The organism is Rhizobium sp. ZPR4 (assembly GCF_040215725.1).
GTDB lineage: Bacteria > Pseudomonadota > Alphaproteobacteria > Rhizobiales > Rhizobiaceae > Rhizobium > Rhizobium rhizogenes_D.
Genome location: NZ_CP157968.1, coordinates 1167221 through 1191649 on the forward strand (window position 1 = coordinate 1167221; position 24429 = coordinate 1191649).

Here is a 24429-nt window from a genome sequence, read left to right on the forward strand (position 1 = left end):
GACTGACGGCATCGCCCGTTTCCAGTCGCTTTCCTGTGGCGCTGTTCATATGATTCGCAGCCTAAGCGACCGGAATAGCTGCATATTTGTCATGGTCGTCTGGCAGATTTGAAATCGACCGCTCGTTGGGTGGTTGGGGCGCTCGAAGCCGTGCTTGGACGATTTGTGTCTGTCGCACGTGCACTTTCGAGTGGCCCGGCAATGGGAATTGAGTATTGTCGATTGCAACAGCTCGCCGTGATTTGGCGGTTGAGCCTGGCTTCAAGAAGAGCCTGTTGTTGATAGGTGAGGAAAGACGATGACGACTGACATTAACGGTTTTGCCGGACGCCTGAAGCGCCGCGAAAATGGCGGCATGATCTCCGGCTGGGTCGGTATTCCCGACGCGATGCTCCTCAATCACCTCGCGCAGGAAGATTTCGATACCATCGTCTTGGATATGCAGCATGGCATGTGGGACATGACATCGGCTGCAAGCGGCATTGCCCATGTTAGGCTCGCTGGCAAACCGGCGATTGCGCGTATTCCGGTCGGCGACTTCGCTTCCGCCTCGCGCCTTCTGGATGCCGGCGCTTCTGCCATCATCGCGCCGATGATCAATTCCGCCGACGACGCCCGTGCGCTAGTGAAGGCAACCAAGTATCCGCCGCTCGGCGAGCGCAGCTGGGGACCTTCGCTTGCTCTCAATCACTTCGGCCTTGCCGCCGAGGATTATCTGCAGAGTGCTAACAGCCTGACCGTCACGATTGCCATGGTCGAAACCCGGACTGCTCTGGACGCGATCGACGAGATCCTTGCGGTTGACGGTATCGACGGCATCTTCGTCGGTCCTTCAGATCTTTCGATTGCGCTTTCGAACGGTGCCCGGCTTGCGCCCGATAGTGCCGCGATCGATCAAGCGCTGGCGACCGTGTTTGCACGCTGCCGTGCCCATGGCAAGGTGATCTGCGCCTTTGGCGGCGACGGCGCTCGCGCCGGAGAATATCTGAAGCTCGGCCTCGATCTGGTTATCGCCGGCACGGAAACGGCACAGCTAAGGGCAGGTGCGCGCACCGCTATTCAGGCTGCGCGCAAGATCGCAGAGCAAAACTGACGCCTTCCAGTTTTACCGGAGCAGTTCCGGACAAGCCGCAACCCACTTTTTGATGATGAAGAATGGTTTTGGAGCTGCTGCTATTGATGCAGCGGCAGCTCCAGACATTTACAATGCTGAGCGACGAGCGCCAAATCCCATCAGTTTACGAGCTTTACAAAGCAGGGATTATACGATTCTTCGCCACATCCGCCGCGGGCTTTCGCCGGTGGGATCGTGTTTTGAATGGCGATGGCGGCAAGCGATACGGCAATGATCGTCAAAACAGTTCTCGTATATTTATCCATGAGATTCCCCCGGTGACAGATAAAAGAAACATCTGCACTCTAAAATTGCTTTTCTGAACATTTGCTGAATATTAATGCTTATGGTTGCAGCTCGATGCTGCCTAACCGCGGTTGGAGAGGCAGCCTAAACACACATTTATCTCTCTTGCGTTGACTGTAACCCGTGCTTGCATCCTCGCCTGGCAGCGGGCATTCTCCCGCCGACATGGCGGAGCGAAATAATTTGTCGAAGGTGCAGGGATTGGCTGTGGGACGCGGCTTGCGGCGCGAGGCGGGCCAGCGCGTGACGCTGCGAACGGTTGCGACAGCACTCGGTCTTTCGGTGACGACAGTCAGTCGCGCGCTCAAGGAAGGCCCCGAGGTCAACCGCGAGACGATCGAACTGGTCAAGCGCGTTGCGGGCGAGCTCGGTTATCGCCCGAATCTCGGCGGCATCAATCTGCGCACCGGCAAGACCCACGCCATCGGCATCGTGCTGCCATTCGGGCGCGAGGGTGAGATGAACATCGTCGTCGCCTCGCTGATCGAGGGCGCCTCGCGCTACATGAAGGCGCGGGGATACCGCACCACGATCGTGCCGCAACTCCAGGCCGACGATCCGCTCGCGACGGTGCGCGATATCGTCGAGGAAGGGTCTGTCGACGGCATCGTTATCACGCATACGACCCCGCAGGACGATCGCGTCAAATATCTGCTTGAGGTCGGCATGCCCTTCGTCACCTTTGGCCGCACCGAGCTTTTGAGCGCTCATCCGAGTATCGATCTTGACCATGAAGTGATCGGCGCCGAGGCTGCGCGCCTGCTGCTGGATGCGGGCCACGCTGCGCCGCTGCTGATTGCTCCCAGCAGCCAGTTCACCTACAGCCTGCAATTCGTGCGCGGCTGGCGCAGGGCCTTTGCCGAGCGGCATCTCCATGTCCCTGACGATCTCATCCATTTTACCGCCGTGACGCCCGAGAATGGGCGCGAAATGGCCAAACGCGTCACCACAGCGTATCCGGAGGCGACGGCTGCCTTCGTGGCCAGCGAGGAAGCGGCGCTTGGTTTTCTTGCCGGCCTGCGGGATGCCGGGCGGCAGACCGGCAAGGATTTCGCCCTGATTACCTATGGCGGCACGGCGCTGCCCGATTTTTTCAATCCACCGCTTAGCACCTTCTATTACTCGAACCACGCGATAGGCGAGCGATTGGCCGCCTTCTTGCATCGGGCGATCTCAGGCGAAAATCCGGCCGAGCTGCGTGAAGTCGTTCGCGCCGATTTCGTGGATCACCAGAGCCAGCTGCGCCACGCTTGAGTGATGCCGCAGTTTGCGAGTTGAGCGGAATCACGAATGCCATGCCGTTCGTCCTTTCCCGTTTTTCGCGCCAGGAAAACGCGCAGCAAGATCCAAACCAAAGGCGAAGTAACTCAAAACGGCTCAAGTCACACAGATGGCGAAAAGCTGAAGTTAAAATATTTCTCGACCGGGTCCCAGCGCGCGATCTTCCACTATTAGCCGCCTTAATCGGTTTATTCGGTGAGTCGGCGCGGAAAGAGCCGCGTTGGTGAGCTGTCATAGCCAAAACTCCACAGTTCACGGTCATTGATTTCTCGAAAATGCTGTGCATTTCGACTGGATAACAAAGGGAATTCCGTTAGGTTTCTTAGATATTGGTTACTTGAATGGCCGCTCCAGGGGCGAGACTGTTCGCCAAGGTCGATATTTGTAACCGATCGGTGATGCCGAAGGCTTGTCCGATCTAGAAAGTCCGTATGCGCCGTGCGGCGCTACGCAATAGGGAGAAAAGTATGGCTGACGAAAAGATGTTGTCGCAGATGTCGGGCAAGGGTGGCTTCATCGCCGCGCTCGATCAGAGCGGAGGCTCGACACCGGGCGCCCTGCGTCTCTATGGGATCGCTGATTCCGATTATAGCGGCGAAGAGGAAATGTTCCGTCTGATGCACGAAATGCGGGTACGCATCATGACGGCACCCTCTTTTTCCGGTGATAAGGTGATCGGCGCCATCCTATTCGAGCGAACCATGGATGGCGAAGCGAAGGGTAAGCCGGTTCCTACTTATCTCTGGCAGGACCGCGGCGTCGTTCCGTTCCTCAAGGTCGACAAGGGACTGGCAGCCGAGGAGAACGGCGTGCAGGTGATGAAGCCGATGCCCGATCTCGACGATTTGCTCGCCCGCGCGGTGAAAAAGGGTATCTTCGGGACCAAGATGCGCTCGGTGATTGCCGGGGCTGACAAGACCGGCATTGCGACCGTGGTAAAGCAGCAATTCGAGGTGGGTCACCAGATCCTCGGCCACGGTCTCGTGCCGATCATCGAGCCGGAAGTGTCGATCAAGAGCCCGACCAAGCAGGAGGCTGAGGCCATTCTGCGGGATGAGATCGCGCAGAGGCTCGACGCTGTGCCGACCGGCGTGAGGGTTATGCTCAAGCTGACGATCCCGACGGTTCCGGATTTCTACAAGCCCCTCGTCGATCATAAGGCCGTGGCCCGTGTCGTCGCGCTGTCGGGCGGCTACAGCCGTGCGGATGCCTGTGAGAAGCTCAGCCATAACCACGGAATGATCGCCAGCTTCTCGCGCGCTCTGACCGAAGACCTGCGCGTGTCGATGAGCGATGCCGAATTCGACGCCAACCTCGCAAAGACCATCGACGAGATTTATCAGGCAAGTGTCGTGAAAGCCTGACCTGATCAAGGCGCCGGGTCTAAAACGACCCGGCGTCAATCAATTGCTGATAGAGCCCGTACTACGATCGCAGCCGGTGTTGCACGACCGGCACCCGGGCTCCTATTGAAGCGGTTGCCGCTGCGGATGGTTTCGCCACCTTGCCTGTTGCAAGGAAGGTTCTCGCTTTGGCCCCATCGTTACTCACCCCAATATGCCACCGATCACAATATGAGCCGATCTCGGCAAGGAATTCGTAACGTTACGAATTTTGCCATTTTGAGCGTAAACTAGCAATAGATCCCAAATCATCTGAGATTGACAGCGTCGCCATTTTCCATAATCGTAACGTTACGAATTGCCGATATCGAGCGAGGAGGCTCGTCGGCAACGCCCACGATACAGGCGCGGAGCCCTGCTGCGGGCAGGTCCGCATTCCACGGGAGGATGATGTGAGTGACGGTTCGCTTTTTTTCGGGTCACCAATCTGGACTTTCAATTGGAACCCGCCCTATCAGGCGCCCTTGAGACGGCTCGCCCGCACCGGATGCAAGGGTTTTGAGCTCACCGCATGGTCCGTGGACATGCTGGCCTATTACATGCCCGAGACCATTCGCGAATTGAAGGCGATTGCCGATGGCGAGGGGCTGGTTCTCACCAACTTCTTCTTCAACCTGCCGTTCAGCCGTGCCGCGAATGCCGCCGTGTCGATGGTCGATCTTGACGGCTACAAGCGGGGAATGGATGTCGCCGCCGCAATCGGCACGCCGATCGTCACCAGCATGACACCCTATCCATTTCAATCCGACGTCAAGCCGATACTGCAGCGGCCGATTTCGCAGGAATGGAGTGCGGCCGTCGAGCCGCAATGGGACTGGACGGGCGAATATGATGCCGTGGTTGAGGGCTTTGCCGGGGCGTGCGAGATTGCGGCCTCGGCAAACCTCCGCGTCGCGATCGAGCCGCATCCCTATCGCTGGGTCAGTTCCGGCCAAGGCATGCTGCGCCTGATCGAGCGCACCGGCGCACCCAATCTCGGCCTGAATTTCGATCCGAGTCATCTCTTTCCCGCCGGCGACATGCCGCATTATGTCGTGCTGGCGCTCGGCAACCGCATCTTCAATACGCATTTTTCCGACAATGAGGGCCATACCAACGCCCATTGGCGGCCGGGACGCGGCAAGATCGACTGGAAGGCGATCTTCGCGGCACTCAAGACCATCGGCTATTCCGGTCCGATCACGCTGGAGCTGGAAGATGCGCCGGGCGCATCGCACTGGACCCATTTCCGTGAAGCGACGGCAGAATTCGATGACGAGATGCGCCGCGGCATGAACTATCTGCGCGCCGCTGCCGCTGAGCTTGATATCACTATTTCGTAAGAGGCAACCCAATGAGCAAAGAGCCCATGAAAGTCGGCATCGTCGGCGCCGGCAATATCAGCGCCACCTATGTCGCGACCCTGCATATGTTTGATTTCATTCGCGTGAAATCAGTCTACGATCTCTATGATGCGCCGGCGCACAAACTCGCCGAGCAGTTCGGCATTGAAGCGGTGGCGCTCGATGCGATGCTCTCCGATCCGGAAATCGGCCTCATCATCAACTTGACGACGCCGATCTCGCATCATGCCATCAGCAAGAAGGCGCTGCTGGCGGGCAAGCACGTCTATTCGGAAAAGCCGCTCGGCGTCTCCATGGCCGAGGCGGAGGAGTTGATGGCCATCGCGCGGGCAGGAGATTTGCGGCTCGGCTGCGCGCCCGATACCTTTCTCGGCGGTGGCCATCAGTTGACGCGGCGCCTGCTGGACGAGGGTCGCATCGGCAAGACGATCTCGGCGACCGCTATGCTGCTCCTGCCCGGCCATGAGCATTGGCATCCTAATCCGGCCTTCTTCTACGGCCGCGGCGGCGGGCCGATGCTTGATGTCGGCCCCTATTACGTCACGAACCTGATCGCACTGCTCGGCCCCGTCCGCGAGGTCTTCGGGACCGCGAAGATCACCCGCATTGAGCGCACGGTGAAGACCGATCCGCGCCGAGGCGAGACGATCAAGGTACTGGTGCCGACGCATCTGACGGGTGTGATGGAATTTCATAGCGGCGCGACCGTCACCATCGCCACCAGCTTCGACGTCATCAGGCACAAGCATAACCAGATCGAGCTTTACGGCTCTGAAGGCTCCATGGTGACGCCGGACCCCAACAACTTCACCGGCAAGGTCGAGATATTCCGCGATGGCGGCGAAGCGTGGGAGGAGATCCCGGTCGATCATCCCTATACGGAGGGTGTGCCCGGTCATCTCGGACTGCGCGGATTGGGCGCGGCCGAAATGGTGGATTCCCTTCGCTCGGGCCGGCAGCATCGCGTATCGTCGGAGCTTGCCTTCCACGCTTTGGAAGTCATGACAGCTTTCGAGCGCTCCGCCCAGTCGCGTCGCGTGGTTGCAATTCATAGCAGCTGCGGCCGCCCTGATCCGATCGTGCGCACAATTAATGAGGGACGTTTCGCATAGGCTGCGCTATAGAGTTGGGAAAATGCGGTCCTTTTGGACTGCGGGCTTGACGAAGGGGCAATGCCTGAGGAAGCATTGCTCACTTGCTGTGGGGAACGGAGGCCCTGCAGCATAGTTTTGGAGGATCAGGAGATTCGGCATCCGATGTCTGGCGACGGCGGCGGCTGAACACAGGCGTTTGGAGAACGCCGTCAAAGGAGGAGGAACGCATGCGCAAATTGATGATGGCATTGGTCGGCGCCACGGCGCTGGTCGCGGCGAGCGTGACCGGCGCTCTGGCCGAAGGCAAGAAGGCCGAAGTTCTGCATTGGTGGACTTCGGGCGGTGAGGCCGCAGCCGTGAAGGAACTGGCCAAGGCCTTCAACGCCGCTGGCGGTGAATGGGTGGATACCGCGATCGCCGGTTCCGGCTCGACTGCTCGTCCGATCGGTATCAACCGCATCATCGGTGGCAATCCGCCGACGGCGATGCAGTTCAACACCGGCACGCAGATGAACGAATTGGCCCAGCAGGGCCTGCTGCGTCCGCTCGACGATCTCGCCAAGGAGCAGGATTGGAAATCAGTTCTGACGCCGGCCTTCTATCAGGCCATTCAGTTCCAGGGCCATATCTATGGCGCTCCCATCAACGACCACGGCCAGAACTGGGTCTTCTATTCCAAGGCGGTCTTCACCAAGGCCGGTGTGACGGAAGAGCCGAAGACCTGGGATGAAATGTTTGCCGCGCTCGACAAGATCAAGGCCGCCGGCCTGATCCCGGTCGCCGTCGGCGGCCAGCCCTGGCAGCTGCAGTCGATGTTCAACGCCATCCTGCTCGGCGAAGGTGGCAAGGACCTCTATGCCAAGGTCTGGAAGGATCTCGACACGGATGCGGTCAAGTCCGACAAGTTCAAGCATGTGGCGGAAGTCTTCGCCAAGCTGCGCAACTATCAGGATCCGGGCAGCCCGAACCGCGACTGGAACGTTGCGACCGGCATGCTGATCGACGGCAAGGCCGGTATCCAGTTCATGGGTGACTGGGCCAAGGGCGAATTCATCCATGCCGGCCTCGTCGCCGACAAGGATTTCGGCTGCATCCTCGGACCGGGCGAATCCAACTTCATGATGGGCGGCGACATTTTCGTCTTCCCGGTCCTCAAGGACAAGACGGCGACCGACGCACAGACGCTGCTGGCGACGGTCATCATGTCGAAGGAAGGCCAGCTCGCCTTCAACTCCAAGAAGGGTTCCGTTCCCGTGCGTCTCGACGTCGATACGTCGAAGCTCGACGCTTGCGCTCAGAAGGGCCTGAATGCGCTCAAGGACCCGAGCCGTCAGATCCTTGCTCCTGACGTGCTGACCCCACAGGACATCGTCCAGACCGAGGGCGATCTCATCGCTCAATACTGGACGACGCCCAGCATGACGGCCGACCAGTTCGCCACGCAGTTTGCGCAGGTCATCGAACAGGCGAAGTAAGCTTCGATCGACATCCATGCGGCGGCAGGTTCACTTGCCGCCGGTTTCCATGAATGCTGAGGAGGAGCCCGCCCATGAGCAGCCCAGACACGAGCGCCACTGCCGTAAAGGCGGCTGTCGCCCCTGCGAGCGTCAGCCGCAGAAAGATGCATATTTCGCCCTATGTGGCCCTGTTTCCGGCCTTCGCCATTGTGCTCCTGGCCTATGTCGTCACTGTCGTTTGGAACATCTGGATATCTTTCACCGACAGCAAGGTATTACCCGTCAATATCTTCGTCGGCACCAAGCAATATGAGCGGTTGTTTGCAACCGCGCGCTGGCTGATATCGCTGCAGAACGTTGTCGTTTTCGGTATTCTCTTCATTGCCGGCTGTCTGATCCTCGGCTTTCTTCTGGCCGTCGCGCTCGATCAGAAGGTCCGCTTCGAAAATACCTTCCGGACGATCTTTCTCTATCCCTTCGCCATGTCCTTCATCGTCACCGGGCTGGTATGGCAGTGGATCATGAACCCGACGCTCGGCCTGCAGAAGGTTGCCGACAGCGTCGGCTTTACCTGGTTTCGCTTCGACTGGATCGTCCAGAGCGATCTGGCGCTTTATGTCATCGTGCTTGCCGGCATCTGGCAATCATCGGGCCTTGTCATGGCGATCATGCTGGCGGGTCTGCGCGGCGTTGACCGCGAATTGTGGAAGGCGACGCGCATCGACGGCATACCAAGCTGGCGCGTCTATCTGCACATCGTCATCCCGATCCTGAGACCGACCATCATCACAGCCAGCGTGCTTTTGGCGATTGCTGTCGTCAGGGTCTACGAACTTGTGCTGGCGACCACGGGCGGCGGTCCCGGAATCTCGACGGAAGTGCCAGGCAAGTTCATCATGGATTACCTCTTCGGGCGCGGCAATATCGGCCTTGCAACCGGGGCATCGACCGTGATGTTCATCACCGTGGTGATCCTGGTGACGCCCTGGCTCTATTATGAATATTTCCGTGAAAAGCCGAGGGGGAACTGATGACAACGCCATCTTCCGTCACAGGTGCCATGCAGGGTCCGACCGGGCGTAAGCCGCAGCATCTGACCCCCGGCCGCATTGGCCTCTATCTCTTTCTCGTCATCGCGGCACTGTTCTTCCTGCTGCCGCTCTACGTGATGCTCGTCACCTCGTTCAAATCCATGCCGGAGATCCGCCAGGGCAATATTTTCGCCCTTCCGCAGATGTGGTCGGCCGATGCCTGGGTTCAGGCGTGGAGCACGGCCTGTACCGGGCTTGAATGTGGCGGCATCAGCGTCGGCTTCTGGAACTCGGTGAAGATCCTAATCCCGAGCATGATTCTGTCGATCCTGATCTCGTCGCTGACCGGCTATGCGCTGTCCTTCTGGCGGGTTCGAGGGGCGAACGTGCTCTTTGCCATCCTGCTGCTCGGCGCCTTCATCCCGTATCAGGTCTTCATCTACCCGCTGGTCTTGATCTATCGCGATGTCGGCATCTATTCGACGCTGCCCTGCATCATCATCACCCATACGGTCTTCGGCCTGCCGGTGCTGACGCTTTTGTTCCGTAACTATTATTCGAGCCTGCCGATGGAACTTTTCAAGGCGGCCCGCATCGACGGCGCGGGGCTTTGGCAGATCTTCTTCCGGCTGATGATCCCGATGTCGATCCCGATCCTGGTGGTCGCGGCGATCCTGCAGGTGACCGGCATCTGGAACGATTTCCTCTTCGGCGTCGTCTTCGCCGGCCGGGAAAATTTCCCCATGACCGTGCAACTCAACAACATCGTCAACTCGACCCAGGGCGAGAAGCTCTACAACGTCAACATGGCGGCGACCATTCTCACCGCTTTGGTGCCGTTGATCGTCTATTTCGGCTCGGGTCGCTGGTTCGTGCGCGGCATCACCGCCGGTGCAGTCAAGGGATAGCTCATGGCCAATGTTTCCATTCGCGAACTTGCAATCGATTTCGGCAGTGTCAGCGTCCTGAAATCGCTCAATATCGAAATACAATCCGGTGAGTTCATCGTGCTGCTCGGCCCCTCCGGCTGCGGTAAGTCGACCCTGCTCAACGCCATTGCCGGGCTGACCGATATCACCGACGGCCAGATCTGGATCGGCGACAAGAACGTCACCTGGGAAGAGCCGAAGGATCGCGGCATCGGCATGGTGTTTCAATCCTATGCGCTCTATCCGACGATGACGGTCGAGGGAAACCTCTCCTTCGGGCTGCGCATCGCCGGCATGGCGAAGGAAGAGATCGCCCAGCGTGTCGACCGCGCCGTGCAGATCCTGCAGATCGATCCTTTGCGCAAGCGACGGCCGGGCGAATTGTCCGGTGGTCAGCGCCAGCGTGTCGCGATCGGCCGCGCCCTGGTGCGAGATGTCGATGTCTTCCTGTTCGACGAGCCGCTCTCCAATCTCGACGCCAAGCTTAGAACCGAGCTGCGCGTCGAGCTGAAGCGCCTGCATAGCGGTCTCGGCTCGACGATGATCTATGTGACGCACGATCAGATCGAGGCTCTGACGCTTGCTGATCGTATCGCTGTCATGAGCGGTGGGGTCATCCAGCAATTCGCCACGCCGAAGGAGATCTACCGGCGCCCGGTCAATCGCTTCGTTGCAGGCTTCGTTGGCTCGCCTTCGATGAACTTCCTGTCGGGGCAGGTGACGAGCAATGGCGGTGTTCCGGCTTTTACATTACCTGACGGCCGGACGATCGATCTCAACGGCTACGACTTTTCCGGAACGCCCGGTGAGGGCCGCAAGGCTACGCTTGGTGTCCGGCCGGAGCAGATGCAGTTCCAGCCCGCGGGCGGGCGGGCTGCCAGCCTGCCGGCGACTTTCACCATCGTCGAGCCCATGGGCTCGGACAATCTGATCTGGGGTCAGGTCGGCAGCGAGACCATGTCGGTCCGCATCGATGCCGATGAGGATGTCGCGCTCGACACCGAGCAGCCGGTTTATTTCCAGCCGGCGCTCGCATCGTTGTTCGGCGAAGACGGGCAGCGTTTATAAGATGCCGTGCCGCGCGTTGGATGAAGCGCGCGGCACAATCTTCATGCCCTGACTTCGAAAACCATGTTGAACGGCGTTTCAGTCGCCTTGCGGAAATGCGAATAACCCGCATCCATGGCGACCTTGCGCAGTTTCAGCTCGCCGGCTTGCGCACCCAGGCCGAGCCCGACTTCCTGGGACAGCGAGGCTGGAGTGCAGATCATCGTCGATGCGCCGTAGTAGACGCGTCCGACCGGATTGAGATTATCTTTCAGGCAATCCTGTGCGAAGGGTTCGACGATCATCCAGGTGCCGTCATCGGCGAGGGTTTCCTTGATATGTTTGCCGGCGCCGACGGGATCGCCCATGTCGTGCAGGCAATCGAACATCGCCACAAGATCGTAGTCGGCAGCGGGGAAGTCCTTGGCAGTCGCCTGCTCGAAAGTAATCCGGCCCGCAACGCCTGCTTCCCTTGCTGCCGCCTTCGCTCGTTCGATGGACGGGAGATGGTAGTCGAAGCCGAAGAAGGTCGAGTTCGGATAGGCTTCGGCCATCAGGATGGTAGAAGCGCCATGGCCGCAGCCGACATCGGCGACGATAGCGCCGGCCTCGAGCTTTTCCCTCATGCCATCGAGCGCCGGTATCCACTCCGAAACGAGATGGCTGTTGTAGCCCGTTCGGAAAAAGCGCTCCGTGCCGCGGAACAGGCAGGCGCTGTGCTCATGCCAGCCAAGGCCGCTGCCAGTCTTGAAGGCGTTAACGACCTTCGGCTCGTCGATCCACATGGATTGAACGACATCGAAAGCGCCTGCGAAGAAAGCAGGGCTGTTTTCCTCCGCAAACACCATTGCCTGTTCCGGCGTCAGATAGAAGCGCTCGGTTTCGTCGTTGTAACTGACATAGTCGGCGGCTGCCTGAGCGGACAGCCATTCACGCACATAGCGCTCCTTCACGCCGACCTTGTCGGCCAGTTCCGCCGAGGTCATCGGCGTTCCATCGGCCATGGCCTTGAACAGGCCCAAATGGTCTCCGAGCGTTACCAGCACGCCCGAGACCGCCGCGCCGAGATCGCCGACCAGGCGCCCGACAAGCGTATCGAGTTTCTGCATATCAGGTTCGCGCATGACATCCTCCCATCAGAATTGATGCAGCGTTCCGTCACGATGTATTCGGATAGGGAAAGATACTCCCGGGCCGCGAGGCAGGCAATTACGCCATCCGGCTGAACAGGCTCAGCCCCGCGCCGAAAGCGGGCGCAACCTATTGATGCAATGTGCTATTTTGGCGGTTCAGAGGATGCTGGATGCCTCAGCCGAGGCGCGCCAGCTCCTTTTCCAGAACCGAGAGCAGCCGCGGATCGTCGGCCGTTACATCAGGCGCAAAGCGGGCCGCAACCTTGCCGTCACGGCCGATCAGGAATTTTTCGAAATTCCAGACGATGCCGCCGTTTTCGCCGGTATGCAGGCCGCGGTCGGCCAGGCGGACACGCATCGGGCCATCTCCGGTCGTCTCCACGCCTGAGGCGATGAGACTGTTATAGAGCGGATGGCGCTCTTCGCCTGTGACGGCGATCTTTGAGAACATCGGGAACTGCACGTCGTAAGTCAGCGTGCAGAAGTCCAGGATTTCCTTGTCGCTGCCAGGCTCCTGTCCCTTGAAGTCGTTGGCCGGAAAGCCAGCGATGACCAGACCTTCGTCGCACTTTTCCTCATAGAGCTTTTCCAGTCCTTCGTACTGCACCGTCAGGCCGCATTTGGACGCGACATTGACGACCATGATGACCTTGCCGCGATAGTCGGCAAGCGTCGTATCGCTGCCATCGATCCTCTTTACCGGAATATCGAGCACGTTATCGGTCATATCATTCACTCCAGATGAGATGGAAAACAGGATGCCGATATTTGCCCGGATTTTGGCCGCGTCAAGGCCAGAAACCGGCTCAAGCGGCCTCTTCCATCCGAACCAGATGGCCTCTGGACACTTCGCGATACTGTCGGGCTGGAGGCTGATAGCCGACGGGGCGTACTGGGCTCTTCAGCTCGTCGACGGCAAGGTTGCGCCGGATGCCGCGCCGTGACGGGTCCGGCACCGGAACGGCAGCCATCAGCTTCTTGGTATAGGGGTGCTGCGGATTCTCGAACACGGATGCACGAGGGCCAATTTCGACGATCTCGCCGAGATACATGACGGCGACGCGGTGGCTGACGCGCTCGACCACGGCCATGTCATGCGAGATGAAGAGATAGGAGAGATTGAGGCTCTGCTGCAGATCCATCAGCAGATTGCAGACCTGCGCCTTGATCGACACGTCGAGCGCCGAGACGCTTTCGTCGGCGACAATCACCTTCGGATCAAGGGCGAGCGCGCGGGCAATGCAGATGCGTTGGCGCTGGCCGCCCGAAAATTCGTGCGGGTAGCGGCTCATCATATCCGCTTTCAGGCCGACGCGTTCCAGAAGATCGGCCGCCTTTTCCCGTGCTTCGGCGCGTGTGCCCAAGCGATGCTCTATGACAGGTTCGGCAACCGCAGCCCCGATCGTCATACGCGGATTGAGGCTCGCGAACGGGTCCTGGAAAATCATCTGGATGCTGCGGCGCATCCGGCGCAGATCAAGCGTATTGAGCTTCATCACATCATAGCCGTCGAGGCGAACCTCGCCGGATTTGGGGTTGATGAGGCGCATGATGGAGCGCCCGGTCGTCGACTTGCCGCAACCGGATTCTCCGACCAGTGACAGCGTTTCTCCCTGGGCGAGATCGAAGGAGACATTCTCGACGGCATGGATGGCGCCTGTCGGACGGGCGAGCAGGCCACCGTGAAGCTCGAAGCGGGTGACGAGATTTTTCACTTCCAGCACCGGGGTCTTGCCATGATCGACAGTGTCGGCGAGCGCCTTCGGTTCGCTGCGTTCACCCGTGTTTGCGTCCACGACCGGGAAGCGCAGCGGTTGCGGCTGGTCTTTCATCGAGCCGAGGCGCGGCACGGCTGACAGCAGGGCGCGGGTATAAGGGTGCTGGCCGCGATGGAAAATATCGTCGGTCTTGCCGGTCTCGACTGCCTCGCCGCGATACATGACGATGGTCCGATCGGATATCTCGGCGACGACGCCCATATCGTGGGTGATGAAGAGGACGGACATGCCTTCCTCTTCCTGCAGCACCTTGATGAGGTCGAGAATCTGCCCTTGGATCGTCACGTCGAGCGCGGTCGTCGGCTCGTCGGCGATCAAAAGTTTCGGACGGCTGGCAAGCGCCATGGCGATCATGACGCGCTGGCGCATGCCGCCAGAAAACTGGTGCGGATATTCGTCGAAGCGCGAGGATGCATTGGGGATACGCACCTTTTCCAGGAGGCGGATCGTTTCAGCTTTCGCTTCCGCCTTGGAAATATTGCCGTGACAGGTCAGCGCCTCGGAAATCTGCCGACCGATGGTGAAGATTGGATTGAGAGAAGTCATCGGCTCTTGGAAGATCATCGCGACATCCTTGCCGCGCACCTTGCGCATCTCGGCCTCCGGCAAAGTCAGAAGATCGCGGCCGTTGAGCCTTATGGAGCCTTCGATGCGGCTGCTTGCCCTGGCGAGCAGCCGCATGATCGAGAGCGAAGTTACGCTCTTGCCCGAACCGCTTTCGCCGACGATGGCGACCGTTTCTCCCGGCATGACGTCGAAGGAGATGTCCTTGACAACCGTGCGCCACTCGCCATCGACGAGAAACGACGTGGTGAGATCGGAGACAGAAAGAACAGGCTGGGAGCCCGGATTGGTCATCTGTGCTGCAACGGTCGGCATGAAGTTCCCTTTTATGATTTTACCATTGGTCGAGCTTCAATCGGAGTTGTTCACGATGGCGCTGCCATCGTGGCATGGGAAGCCGAAGGCCTGCCTTCGGCAATCCGCTTGGCCTCAAGAGCGGCGATCGCCTCGTCGATCTCGCGCCGGTCGGTCATGCCGCTGGGGTTCTGCCGTGTCGGCATGGTTTCGGCGACATGGAGATAGCGCTCCTGCGCAACCGCATAGAGCCGTTCGAGTTCGGCGAGCGGATCGGCACTGTCGTCAACGCGAATGTTCAACCAGGCATAATCCTGGTCGCGGTGGATGACGAGTGCTGCCGATTGCTTGCCCCGCTTGTCGCCGCCGGCGTCTTCGCCGGCGCGCATCGCTTCGAGCAGCCGTTCCGCGAGTGGTTTGCCGGCAGTCTTCTTGAAGGTCGCAAGCGTTTCAGAAATCACCTGTGGCCCGGCCAGCATGTTGCCGGCAACCGAGACATTGTCGTCGACCAGATGGCCGGCCCAATCGATGCACTTGGCGCCGGTGAAGGCGGCGTTGCTGCCCCTGTTGTCAATCAGATGAAACTGCCGCTGCTCGCGGCCTTCGTCGCGAGCACTCAGCGCCTCAACGATTTGGCCGGGTGCATTGCCTGCCGCCAGCATGGCCAGTCCGTCGATGCCGTAGAGGGGGCTGGCAAAGGCCTGCGTCGCAACCGCGCCGATGCCGCCGCGAATATGCGGCACGATGCTGCCGACGGCAAAGAAGCGCGTGGCAACGGCGATGGCGAGGTTTCCGGTTTCCGGCTCGCGGGCTACGATCGACCAGGTCATCGGCTCTATCTCCCGACAGCGTAGGCTTGCATCAAACGCGGAGTTGCTGCGGCGCGCAAGAGGCCATCCGCGTCACGCCGCGCTGCCGTGAGGCGGCCCACGGTCCATTCCGGCGCGACAGTCAACTGATGGCCTTTCTTGCGGAGCGTATCCAGCACATCAGCGCTGAAATTCGCCTCCGCCGTCAGGCCGCCCGGCTCGCGTGTACGCGGATAAAAGGAGCTCGGGAAATGCGTGCTGTGGAACAGCGGCTTGTCGATTGCTTCCTGCAAGTTCAGCCCATGATGGACATAGCGCAGAAAGAAGGAGAGCTGCCATTGCTCCTGCTGATCGCCGCCGGGCGTGCCGAAGGCAAGGGTCGGGCGCCCCTCGTGCAGCGCCATCGTCGGGGTCAGCGTCGTGCGCGGCCGCTTGCCCGGCGCAAGTGAGGAGGGCAGGCCGGGTTGCAGCCAGAACATCTGTGCGCGGGAATTCAGGCAGAAGCCGAGGCCGGGAATGATCGGCGAGGACTGCAGCCAGCCGCCGGATGGCGTCACCGACACCATGTTGCCCTCTCGGTCGATGACATCGATATGCACGGTATCGCCGCGCTTTTCGGTCAAATGCGACATTGTCGGCTCGTAGACCGCGCCGCTCTTGGCTTCCGGTACTTCGAGCATCGTCATAGTGAGATCGTACTGGCTTTCGAAGCCAGGCAATCTGCCGGGGCGCAAAGCAAGTGAAGCTTCCGGCGAAATCAGCCGGCGGCGCTCGTCGGCATAAGTATCCGAAAGCAGGGTTTCGAGCGGTACATTCGTGAAATTGGGGTCGCCGTAATAGACCTCTCTGTCGGCAAAGGCGAGTTTCATCGCCTCGGTGACGGTGTGGACGAAATCGGCACCGGCTGGATCCATGCTGGCGATGTCGAAACCCTTGAGTAGTGCCAACGTCTGCAGGAAGACGGGTCCCTGACCCCATGGGCCGATCTTGGCGACCGTCCAGCCATGATAGTCGTAGGTCTGTGGCGCCTCGATCGTCGCCTGCCAGTTGGCCATATCGTCGGCGGTCAACACACCCTTGTGGCGTTCACCGCTCGCATCCATGACCTTGGTCTTGCTGACATAGGTGTCGATCGCCTCTGCGACGAAGCCGCGGTAATAGGCATCGCGGGCGGCTTCGATCTGCGCTTCACGATCGCTCTTGCTTTCCGCTTCGGCCACGACCCGCTTCCAGGTTTCGGCAAGAACGGGGTTCTTGAAGTTGGACCAGGGTTCGGGAGTGGCACCGCCCGGAAGCCAGGTCTCGTAGGAGGTCGGCCATTCGTTGCGATAGAATTCGGCAAGACCTGTGATCGTGGCGGAGACGCGCGGCAGGACGGGGTGCCCCTTTTCGGCATAGTGGATCGCCGGTTCGAGGACGTCGCGGACCGTCAGCCGGCCATAATCGCGCAGCATCAGCATCCAGCCGTCGAAGGCTCCGGGGATGACGGTCGCAAGCAGGCCATCACCGGGGATCAGCTTCAATCCCTCGCGCGTGTAATGTTCGATCGTTGCACCGGCCGGCGCTGGTCCCTGGGCGCAGATGACCTCGATCTTGTCCTTCTTCTTCGAATAGAGGATGGCCGGCATGTCGCCGCCCGGCCCGCAGAGATGCGGCTCGACGATCTGTAGCACGAAACCGGTGGCAACGGCGGCGTCGAAGGCGTTGCCACCCTTTTCGAGAATGCTCATGCCGACGGCGGAAGCGATCCAATGCGTCGAGGTGACGACGCCGAAGGTGCCGAGGATTTCGGGGCGTGTGGTGAATGCGGTCATTGGGGGCATCCTTTCTGTTTATTCATGCTTCGCGCGGGTCGAGGGCATCGCGCAGGCCGTCGCCGAGGAGATTGAAGCCGATCACGACGAGAAAAATGGCGGCGCCCGGCCACATGGCCATCCAGGGCGCCTGTTCGAGATAGTTCTTGGCGACGTTGAGCATCGAGCCCCAGCTCGGGGCAGGCGGCTGTTGGCCGAGGCCGAGGAAGGAGAGACTTGCTTCAGCGATGATCGCGGTCGCGATGGTGAGCGTCGCCTGCACGAGGATCGGAGCAAAGACGTTCGGCAGGATATAACGGGTGATGATGCTCGTATGGCGCAAGCCGATCGATCGGGCGCCCTCGACATAATCCTCCGTCTTGACCGCCAGCACCTGGCCGCGCGTCAGCCGCACGAAGACGGGCGTTGCCGACAAGCCGATCGCGATCATCGCATTGGTGAGGCTCGGGCCGAGGAAGGCAGCAAGCGCAATGGCGGTGATGAGGAAGGGCATCGCCAGGAAGGCTTCGGTGATGCGTGAGATGATCTGGTCGATCCAGCCGCCATAGTAGCCCGAGATCAGGCCCAGAGGTACGCCGATCGCGACCGCGATGGCAACCGAGAAGATGCCCGCCATCAGGGATGCCCGTGCGCCCCAGATCATGCGGGAGAGAATGTCGCGGCCGAGATCGTCGGTGCCGAGCCAGTGGGCGGCCGATGGCGCCTTGCGGATCGCCGACCAGCTGGTGGCGACCGGGTCAGGGATCGGCAGGAGCGGTGCGACCACCGCAAGCGCGGTAAAGAACGCGATGATCGCAAGCCCGACCAGCGCCCCCTTGTTGGCTCGCAGCTTGCGCCAGGCCCGGTTGGGAGCACGTTTGGCAGAAGGGACCGCCGTGGCCGCTTGAACGATCGTGCTCATAGGGCTGCCCTCATGCGTGGATTGAGGAGGACATAGAGAATATCGGCGATGAGGTTCATCGCGATGAAGCCGATGGCTGTGCAAAGCACCACGCCCTGTACCACGGCGTAGTCCCTATTGAAGACCGCATCGACAATCAGCTTGCCGAAGCCGGGGATGGTGAAGATCTGCTCGGTCAGCACGGCGCCTGCCAGCAGTTCTCCGAAAAGCAGGGCGCTGACGGTGACGACGGGCAGGATGGCGTTGCGGAAGCTGTGCTGAAGGACGACGGCCGCCTCCGGCAGGCCTTTGGCGCGGGCTGTCCGGATATAGTCGGCACTGAGCACACTCAGCATCGACGAACGCGTGTGGCGCATCAAGGTGGCCGCCAGTGCATTGCCGAGCACGAAGGATGGCATCAGCATCGTCTGGATCGAGCGCCACGGATCTTCGAAGAAGGGTTGATAGCCGGAGGCGGGAAGCCAGTGCAGCTTCACCGAGACCAGCAGGATCAGCATGATGCCGAGCCAGAAGTTCGGCACCGACAGCCCGCACAAGGCGACGATATTGGCGAGGAAGTCGATGAAGGTGTTCTTCTTCACCGCCGCCAATATTCCCATGGGAATGCCGATCGCGAAGGCGAAGATCATCGACATGACGGCAAGCTGGATCGTCACCGGCAGCTTTTCGGCAACGAGGGTCAGAACCGGCTGATTGGTGCGCAGCGAAACACCGAGATCACCCTTGGCGACGCCCTGCAGCCAGTAGCCATATTGGTAGATGACCGGATCGTTGAGGCGATATTTCTCGCGAAGCAGTTCCAGCACCTGCGGATCGCGCTCTTCGCCGGCCATGGCGAGCACCGGATCGCCGGGCAGCAGCTTCTGTAGCGAGAAGACGAAGACCGAAATGATCAGCAGAGTCGGGATGGCGACGAGCAGCCTCTTTCCGATATAGCTATACATGGGCAGATCCTTGCCGCGATGTCGAATGAGGAAGCGCCATGCGGGAAGGAGCCCGCATGGCTTTGGTCGCTCAACTGCCCTTCTTCACACCCACGAGGCGGATCATGCCGTCCGGGGAGGGCACGAAGCCGGATATCTTCTTATTGTAAGCCCAGATCCAGGCCTGATGCCCGAGGAAGATGATCGGCAGATCCTGGTTGAGGATCGCCTCGGCCGCATCGTACTTCTGTTTGCGCACGGCATTGTCCTGCGACTGGCGCGCCTCAAGCAGCAGTTTATCGACGTCCGGATTGCTGTATTTGGAATCATTGAGGCCGGCGCCGGTCGTGACGAACTGCTGGATGTTGCCGTCGGGATCGGAGCGGCCGGACCAGTCGGAGCGGCTGAGCTGGTAGTTGCCGCTCGACTGCGCATCAAGCAGGGTCGCGAACTCGGTCGTCTTCAGCGTCACGTCGAAACCGGCTTCGGCGACCATCGACTGGATGATCTGCATCATCTGCATAGAAACCGGGTTGTTGGCGACGGCAAGCTCGACCGGAATGCGATCGAAGCCGGCTTCTTTCACCAGCGCCTTGGCTTTGTCGACATCGCGGGCGGGCACCGGAACATCCTTGTCGAACCAGGGGCTGTTCGGCGCAAATGGCTGGTTGCCGGCAAGACCCGTGCCGTCGAAGACGATCTGCATGGCGGCCTCGCGGTCGATTGCCAGCGAGAAGGCCTGGCGCAGGCGCTTGTCCTTGCCCATCGGATTGTCGGCACGCGGACCATTGCCGACATTGGCGTAGACGCCCAGCCAGCCGGTGCCGACAGCATCGGCATAGACGAGATTGGGGTCGCCCTTGACCGTGCCTGCATCGGAGGCTGCGACACGCTCGATCATATCGAGATCGCCGGAACGCAGGTTGGCGAGGCGAACCGTCGTGTCGGGGATCGGCAGGTAGGTCACCTTGTCGATGAAGATATTGTCCTTGTTCCAGTAGTCCTGGAATTTCTCGAGCACGATGCGATCCTGCTGCACGCGCTCGACGAATTTGAACGGTCCGGAGCAGACGGGATGATCGCCGAATTTGGCACCGGCAGCCTTTGCCGCCGTCGGCGAGACCATCATGCCGGAACGATCGGAAAGCTGGGCAAGCAGCGTGACGTCAGGCGCCTTCAGGGTGAAAGTGACTTCGTACTCGCCTGTTGCTTCGACCTTGGTGACGGAGGAAAGCTCGCTCTTGCGGCGCGACTCCGGCAAGGTCTGATAGCGCTGGATATTGTCGGCAACAGCCTGTGCATTGAACGGTGTCTCGTCCTGGAATTTGACGCCCTGGCGCAGCTCCATGACGAGCTGCTTGCCGTCTGCGGACCATTTCCAGGAGGTGGCAAGCTGCGGCACGAATTGCAGATCCGGTGTGACGTCGACGAGCTTGTCGCAGAGCGCGGTATAGACAATGCGGCCGACGAAGGTGCGGGACTGAGCAGGGTCCAGTGCATCGGCATCGTCCTGCAGGCCGATCTTGAGTTCGACGGCTAGGGACGGCAGCGCGATCAGGGCGCCGGCGGCAAGCGATGCCATGAATTTGGCGATCTTCATTCTGTTCTCCTGTTTATCGTTTTCGTTCTTTGCAGTCTCGACCGGTTTCCTCTCCGGTCGTGGTCTGGCGTGGGCGGGGCTTTTGGTCAGCCCACCTCCTCGGTCAGCGGCTCCTCGGCTTGCCGCGCATCCAGCGAGGTGATGCGGATCAGGCTTTCCTGCAGCATCAGAAGATGTTCGCGCATGGCCTCGGCCGCCTTCATCGGGTTGCGCGCCGCAATGGCGTCGATGATCGTCCTGTGCTGTGCATAGGAGACCGGGCGTGTCTTGTTGGTGCTACGGGCCAATTCGCGAATGGTTTGCCAAGCCTCGTCCTGGCGGACATGATTGATGACGTCGAAAATGGTCAGAAAGAATTGGTTGCCGGCGCTTTGCGCGATCAGCCGATGCAATGCGCCATCCCAAAGTTCGCGGCTGTCGGCATCGTCGCTGGCGGTGATTTTCTTTGCCAGTTCATACATGCGGTCGATGTCGTCGGGCTTGGCGCGCATGGCGGCGAGCTGGGCGAGTTGCGGTTCGATGCGCAGCCGTACCTCCATGACCTCCATGAGATCCGTGCCGGCGACAAGCGTGCTGACATGCTGGCTCCAGTCGTCCGGACGCTGTCCGACATAGGTCCCCGACCCTTGGCGACGCCAGACGCGGCCTTCTGCTTCCAGCACCTCCAGCGCCCGCCGGATCGCGCGTCGGCTGACGCCGAGCGTTTCCGAAAGAGCCCGCTCCGTCGGCAACTTTCCGTCGGCCGGCAGATCGGCGGAATTCAGGAGCCCTCGGAGCCGTTCCAGGGCATGCACCGAATTTTCCGGAAGGCTGCTGGTTGCCATGATGAAGGGTGAACCAATTTAAGATTGGTTCAATAGAAGTTCAACTCGATCGCATCGTCAAGCGCTTTTTTGTGCAATTTCGGCAATGCACAATGTTTGTGCGCAACGCGAAAAGGCGACCTGCAAAACGGGTCGCCTGCTTCAGATGGTGAAAGGATGATGTCCGCTCTTACGGCTCTTCAACTTGAGCCTTAGCGACCGACGGCGCGCGCTGAAAGTGCTGTCTCGGGCGTGAAGTCGAAATCCTTGTCGAAGGGATAGGTCGGCTTCGTCTTGTGCAGCCGCGGCAGGCGTTCGACGAATTGATCGACGACGCCGGGCGACAGCGCCATCAGGTTCGGGTTGGCGATCGGTGCCAATTCCGGCGAGAGATAGCCCGATTTGACGACGATGATCTTTGCTTTGTGCGGATCGAGGCCAAGGCGGGTGAAATCGGCGATATTGTGATAGGGGCGGCGCTTGGCCGACAGGACGAGATCGATGCCGCCGATGGAGACGACCGCCTGCATGTCGGTCGCTTCTTTAGTCTCGAGCAGATGCTTGACGGTGAAGGTGCCTTTCACCGGTTTGCTTCCCTTGGTGTCCAGCGATGCGCCGACGGAGAGATCGAGGGTGGCGCCGAGGCCGGCGGCATAGCAGGCTTCCGTCGCTGCTTTGTCGGTAATGCCGGCAAAGATGACGCCTTGTGCGCCCTTGGCGATCAGTTCCGCCAGCACATCGGCGCGGTCGCCGACGCCGCCACCCGTCGGATTGTCGCCGGATTCCGCCAGAACCACGGGTGCGGTCGTGCTGGTGATTGCCTTGGCGACACATTCCTCGATCGAGCCGATTTCGCAGCCGAAGACGAAATCCTGGCGCGCATCCCAATAGGCCTGCGCCAGGCGTTTGGCTTCCCGCTCGAGCACGGCGCGATCCGTGCCGGTCATGATGGCGGCAGCCGTGGCGCGGGGCTCGTCAGCCCAGACATAACCGACCATGAGCGACGCATCCCATACGCCGTCAATGGCGTCGATTCCGGGCAGCATGTCGTAGAGGCTCTTGGCCGGCTCATCGACCGTGCTGGTGCGTTCACCCGGCAGCACCACCGGGATAGGTACCCAAAGCAGGATCGGCTTCACGCTGGTCTTCAGGCTTTCCGTCAGCATCTTGACGGCGCGGCGCATGGTCTCCTCGACATCGATGTGCGGGGCGGTGCGATAGGTGGAGTATATGTCGAGGGCATCGATGATGCGCTGGGTGACGTTGCCGTGCAGGTCGTAGCTTGCCGAAAGCGTGCAGTCGTTGCCGACAACTGCGCGGGCCGCGCTGATCCAGTCACCCTCGGCATCTTCCATGCCTTCGACATACATGGCGCCATGCATGGCGAGATAGAGCCCATCGAGTGGCAGCAGCGCTTTCAGCCCTTCCAGGAACTCCGCCTTGAAGGCCTCGTAGGTATGACGCGCGACAGGACCGCCGGCGATGGCTCTCGCATGGATGGTCGGCAAAAACTCGCCGTCATAGTCTTTGAGGAAGGCGAAGTAGGGCGAGGCGGTCAGCTCCGCGCCGCGCAGGACGCGAAAGTCCTTTTCTTCGTTCAGGACGGGATTGTAGGTGCTGCATTCGATATGAATGCCTCCGACGGCAATGCGCATGGGAACCTCAATAGGGGTTAGGACCAATCAGGAAATTGTGAGCGGCAATGCTGGCGGCACCGCGTGCCCAGACATCGCCATCGACACGCTGCGTACGGATCGGCGTCTGGCCGGCATAGCGCGGCAATACGTTGCCCTCGATCGCCTGCCGCATGACCGTGCCGAAAAGGCCATCGAACCGGCCTTCGACATGAGTAATCAGGATCAGGCCGGGATCGTTGAACTGGATGAGATGGGCAATCGCCAGCCCCAGCGCACTGCCGGCGCGGTGCAGAATTCGGATCGCAATGGCGTTGCCGAGCGAGGCCTGCGTCTCCAGCTCTTCGAGAGATTGGCAAGCGAGGCCCTCGGCCTTGGCCGTTTCCTTGATCGCCTTCAGCGAGGCCACGGTATCGAGGCAGCCACGCTTGCCGCAACGGCAGGGCGAGCCATTGGGCTCGATGGTGCAATGGGCGATCTCACCGGCGCCGCCATGATTGCCGCGATAGAGCTTGCCGCCGATAAAATGGGCGCAGCCGATGCCATCATCGAACGAAACGACGCTGAAATTCTGCACGTCGCGGGCGCAGCCGAACAGCTTCTCGCTGACGGCGACTGCCTTGGCGTCGTTCTCGATGAAGGTGGCGATGCCGGTCTTCTGTCTGATGATGCCGGCAAGGGGCACATCTTGCCATCCAAGTAGGGTGGATTTGACGCAGCTTGCCTGCTTTTCATCGACGAAGCCGGAGAGCGCGATGCCGAGGCCGGAAAGCTTGCGACTGGCATCTTTGCATTCGGCAAGCAATTTCGGCAGCGTGTCGGCGATCATTTCGGCAATGACATCAGGATCGCGCGATAGCGGCATGGTCTGGCGAGCGACTGTATTGCCATTGAAGTCGCTGAGCACCAGCGGTGCCGGGTCTTCCAGCAGCGAAATTCCACCGAAGAAGGCACCTTCCGGATGCAGGTCCAGCAGGATCGACGGGCGGCCCTGTCCGTAGATCGTTTCCGTCTCCCGCAATACGCCGCGGGAAATCAGATCGCGCGCAATTCCGCTCATCGCAGCCTTGCTCAGCCCCATGGATGCCGCCAGAACCGTGCGGCTGGAAGGGCCTGATTGGCTGATAACCCGCAAAAGCTGCTGCTGTGAGGATGTTAGCAATTCGACGTC

General features: G+C 60.4%; 21 protein-coding genes. 10 read left to right on the forward strand and 11 right to left on the reverse strand.

What is annotated here, in order from left to right; translation table 11 throughout:
* Positions 1-298: 298 nt before the first annotated feature.
* From ABOK31_RS25000 to ABOK31_RS25045, 10 genes are all read left to right on the forward strand, one after another.
* Complete coding sequence (locus ABOK31_RS25000; protein ID WP_349959372.1) at positions 299-1093, forward strand: aldolase/citrate lyase family protein; 795 nt, start codon at positions 299-301, stop codon at positions 1091-1093.
* Between the two features lie 62 nt (positions 1094-1155).
* Entirely contained in the window at positions 1156-1437 is a 282-nt protein-coding gene (locus ABOK31_RS25005; RefSeq protein ID WP_349959374.1) for a hypothetical protein, read from the forward strand.
* 175 nt (positions 1438-1612) lie between these two features.
* Complete coding sequence (locus ABOK31_RS25010; RefSeq protein ID WP_349961295.1) at positions 1613-2674, forward strand: LacI family transcriptional regulator; 1062 nt, start codon at positions 1613-1615, stop codon at positions 2672-2674.
* Between the two features lie 494 nt (positions 2675-3168).
* Positions 3169-4065 carry a fructose bisphosphate aldolase gene (locus ABOK31_RS25015; RefSeq protein WP_349959376.1) on the forward strand — a complete coding sequence of 299 codons (897 nt, stop codon included), beginning with the start codon at positions 3169-3171 and terminating at the stop codon, positions 4063-4065.
* A 431-nt stretch (positions 4066-4496) separates the two neighbouring features.
* Complete coding sequence (locus tag ABOK31_RS25020; RefSeq protein WP_349959378.1) at positions 4497-5426, forward strand: sugar phosphate isomerase/epimerase family protein; 930 nt, start codon at positions 4497-4499, stop codon at positions 5424-5426.
* An 11-nt stretch (positions 5427-5437) separates the two neighbouring features.
* Positions 5438-6559: a Gfo/Idh/MocA family oxidoreductase gene (locus tag ABOK31_RS25025; RefSeq protein WP_174176328.1), complete on the forward strand. Its 1122-nt coding sequence runs from the start codon at positions 5438-5440 to the stop codon at positions 6557-6559.
* Positions 6560-6768: 209 nt separating this feature from the next.
* Positions 6769-8016: an extracellular solute-binding protein gene (locus tag ABOK31_RS25030; protein WP_234910486.1), complete on the forward strand. Its 1248-nt coding sequence runs from the start codon at positions 6769-6771 to the stop codon at positions 8014-8016.
* A 146-nt stretch (positions 8017-8162) separates the two neighbouring features.
* On the forward strand, positions 8163-9029 hold the full coding sequence (locus tag ABOK31_RS25035) for an ABC transporter permease subunit (RefSeq protein ID WP_234910491.1): 867 nt from the start codon (positions 8163-8165) through the stop codon (positions 9027-9029).
* Entirely contained in the window at positions 9029-9937 is a 909-nt protein-coding gene (locus tag ABOK31_RS25040) for a carbohydrate ABC transporter permease (protein ID WP_174176332.1), read from the forward strand. Before ABOK31_RS25035 ends, ABOK31_RS25040 begins: the two co-directional genes overlap by 1 nt.
* Before the next feature lie 3 nt (positions 9938-9940).
* A complete protein-coding gene (locus ABOK31_RS25045; protein ID WP_349959381.1) occupies positions 9941-11026 on the forward strand; it encodes an ATP-binding cassette domain-containing protein in 1086 nt (361 codons plus the stop codon).
* A gap of 41 nt (positions 11027-11067) precedes the next feature.
* Here the strand turns inward: ABOK31_RS25045 and ABOK31_RS25050 are convergent, their stop codons facing one another.
* The 11 genes from ABOK31_RS25050 to ABOK31_RS25100 form a co-directional block, all read right to left on the reverse strand.
* Complete coding sequence (locus ABOK31_RS25050; protein WP_174176336.1) at positions 11068-12129, reverse strand: class I SAM-dependent methyltransferase; 1062 nt, start codon at positions 12127-12129, stop codon at positions 11068-11070.
* A gap of 184 nt (positions 12130-12313) precedes the next feature.
* On the reverse strand, positions 12314-12865 hold the full coding sequence (locus ABOK31_RS25055; RefSeq protein ID WP_174176338.1) for a glutathione peroxidase: 552 nt from the start codon (positions 12863-12865) through the stop codon (positions 12314-12316).
* 79 nt (positions 12866-12944) lie between these two features.
* Positions 12945-14795: an ABC transporter ATP-binding protein gene (locus ABOK31_RS25060; RefSeq protein ID WP_349959383.1), complete on the reverse strand. Its 1851-nt coding sequence runs from the start codon at positions 14793-14795 to the stop codon at positions 12945-12947.
* Positions 14796-14845: 50 nt separating this feature from the next.
* The gene (locus tag ABOK31_RS25065) at positions 14846-15604 is read right to left on the reverse strand and encodes a DUF1028 domain-containing protein (RefSeq protein WP_349959385.1); all 759 of its coding nucleotides are present in this window, start codon (positions 15602-15604) and stop codon (positions 14846-14848) included.
* A gap of 5 nt (positions 15605-15609) precedes the next feature.
* Positions 15610-17397, reverse strand: a complete 1788-nt coding sequence (locus ABOK31_RS25070) for a gamma-glutamyltransferase family protein (RefSeq protein WP_349959386.1) — start codon at positions 17395-17397, stop codon at positions 15610-15612.
* Positions 17398-17419: 22 nt separating this feature from the next.
* Positions 17420-18298: an ABC transporter permease gene (locus tag ABOK31_RS25075; RefSeq protein WP_349959387.1), complete on the reverse strand. Its 879-nt coding sequence runs from the start codon at positions 18296-18298 to the stop codon at positions 17420-17422.
* Positions 18295-19242 carry an ABC transporter permease gene (locus ABOK31_RS25080; RefSeq protein WP_349959389.1) on the reverse strand — a complete coding sequence of 316 codons (948 nt, stop codon included), beginning with the start codon at positions 19240-19242 and terminating at the stop codon, positions 18295-18297. The genes ABOK31_RS25075 and ABOK31_RS25080 overlap by 4 nt, the downstream gene beginning before the upstream one ends.
* 70 nt (positions 19243-19312) lie before the next feature.
* Positions 19313-20821 (reverse strand): ABC transporter substrate-binding protein, encoded by a 1509-nt coding sequence (locus tag ABOK31_RS25085; protein ID WP_349959391.1) that lies wholly within the window; start codon positions 20819-20821, stop codon positions 19313-19315.
* 86 nt (positions 20822-20907) lie between these two features.
* Positions 20908-21645 carry a FadR/GntR family transcriptional regulator gene (locus tag ABOK31_RS25090; protein WP_349959393.1) on the reverse strand — a complete coding sequence of 246 codons (738 nt, stop codon included), beginning with the start codon at positions 21643-21645 and terminating at the stop codon, positions 20908-20910.
* A gap of 191 nt (positions 21646-21836) precedes the next feature.
* Positions 21837-23279 (reverse strand): M81 family metallopeptidase, encoded by a 1443-nt coding sequence (locus tag ABOK31_RS25095; RefSeq protein WP_349959394.1) that lies wholly within the window; start codon positions 23277-23279, stop codon positions 21837-21839.
* 7 nt (positions 23280-23286) lie between these two features.
* A complete protein-coding gene (locus tag ABOK31_RS25100; RefSeq protein WP_349959395.1) occupies positions 23287-24420 on the reverse strand; it encodes an ROK family transcriptional regulator in 1134 nt (377 codons plus the stop codon).
* Positions 24421-24429: the final 9 nt, after the last annotated feature.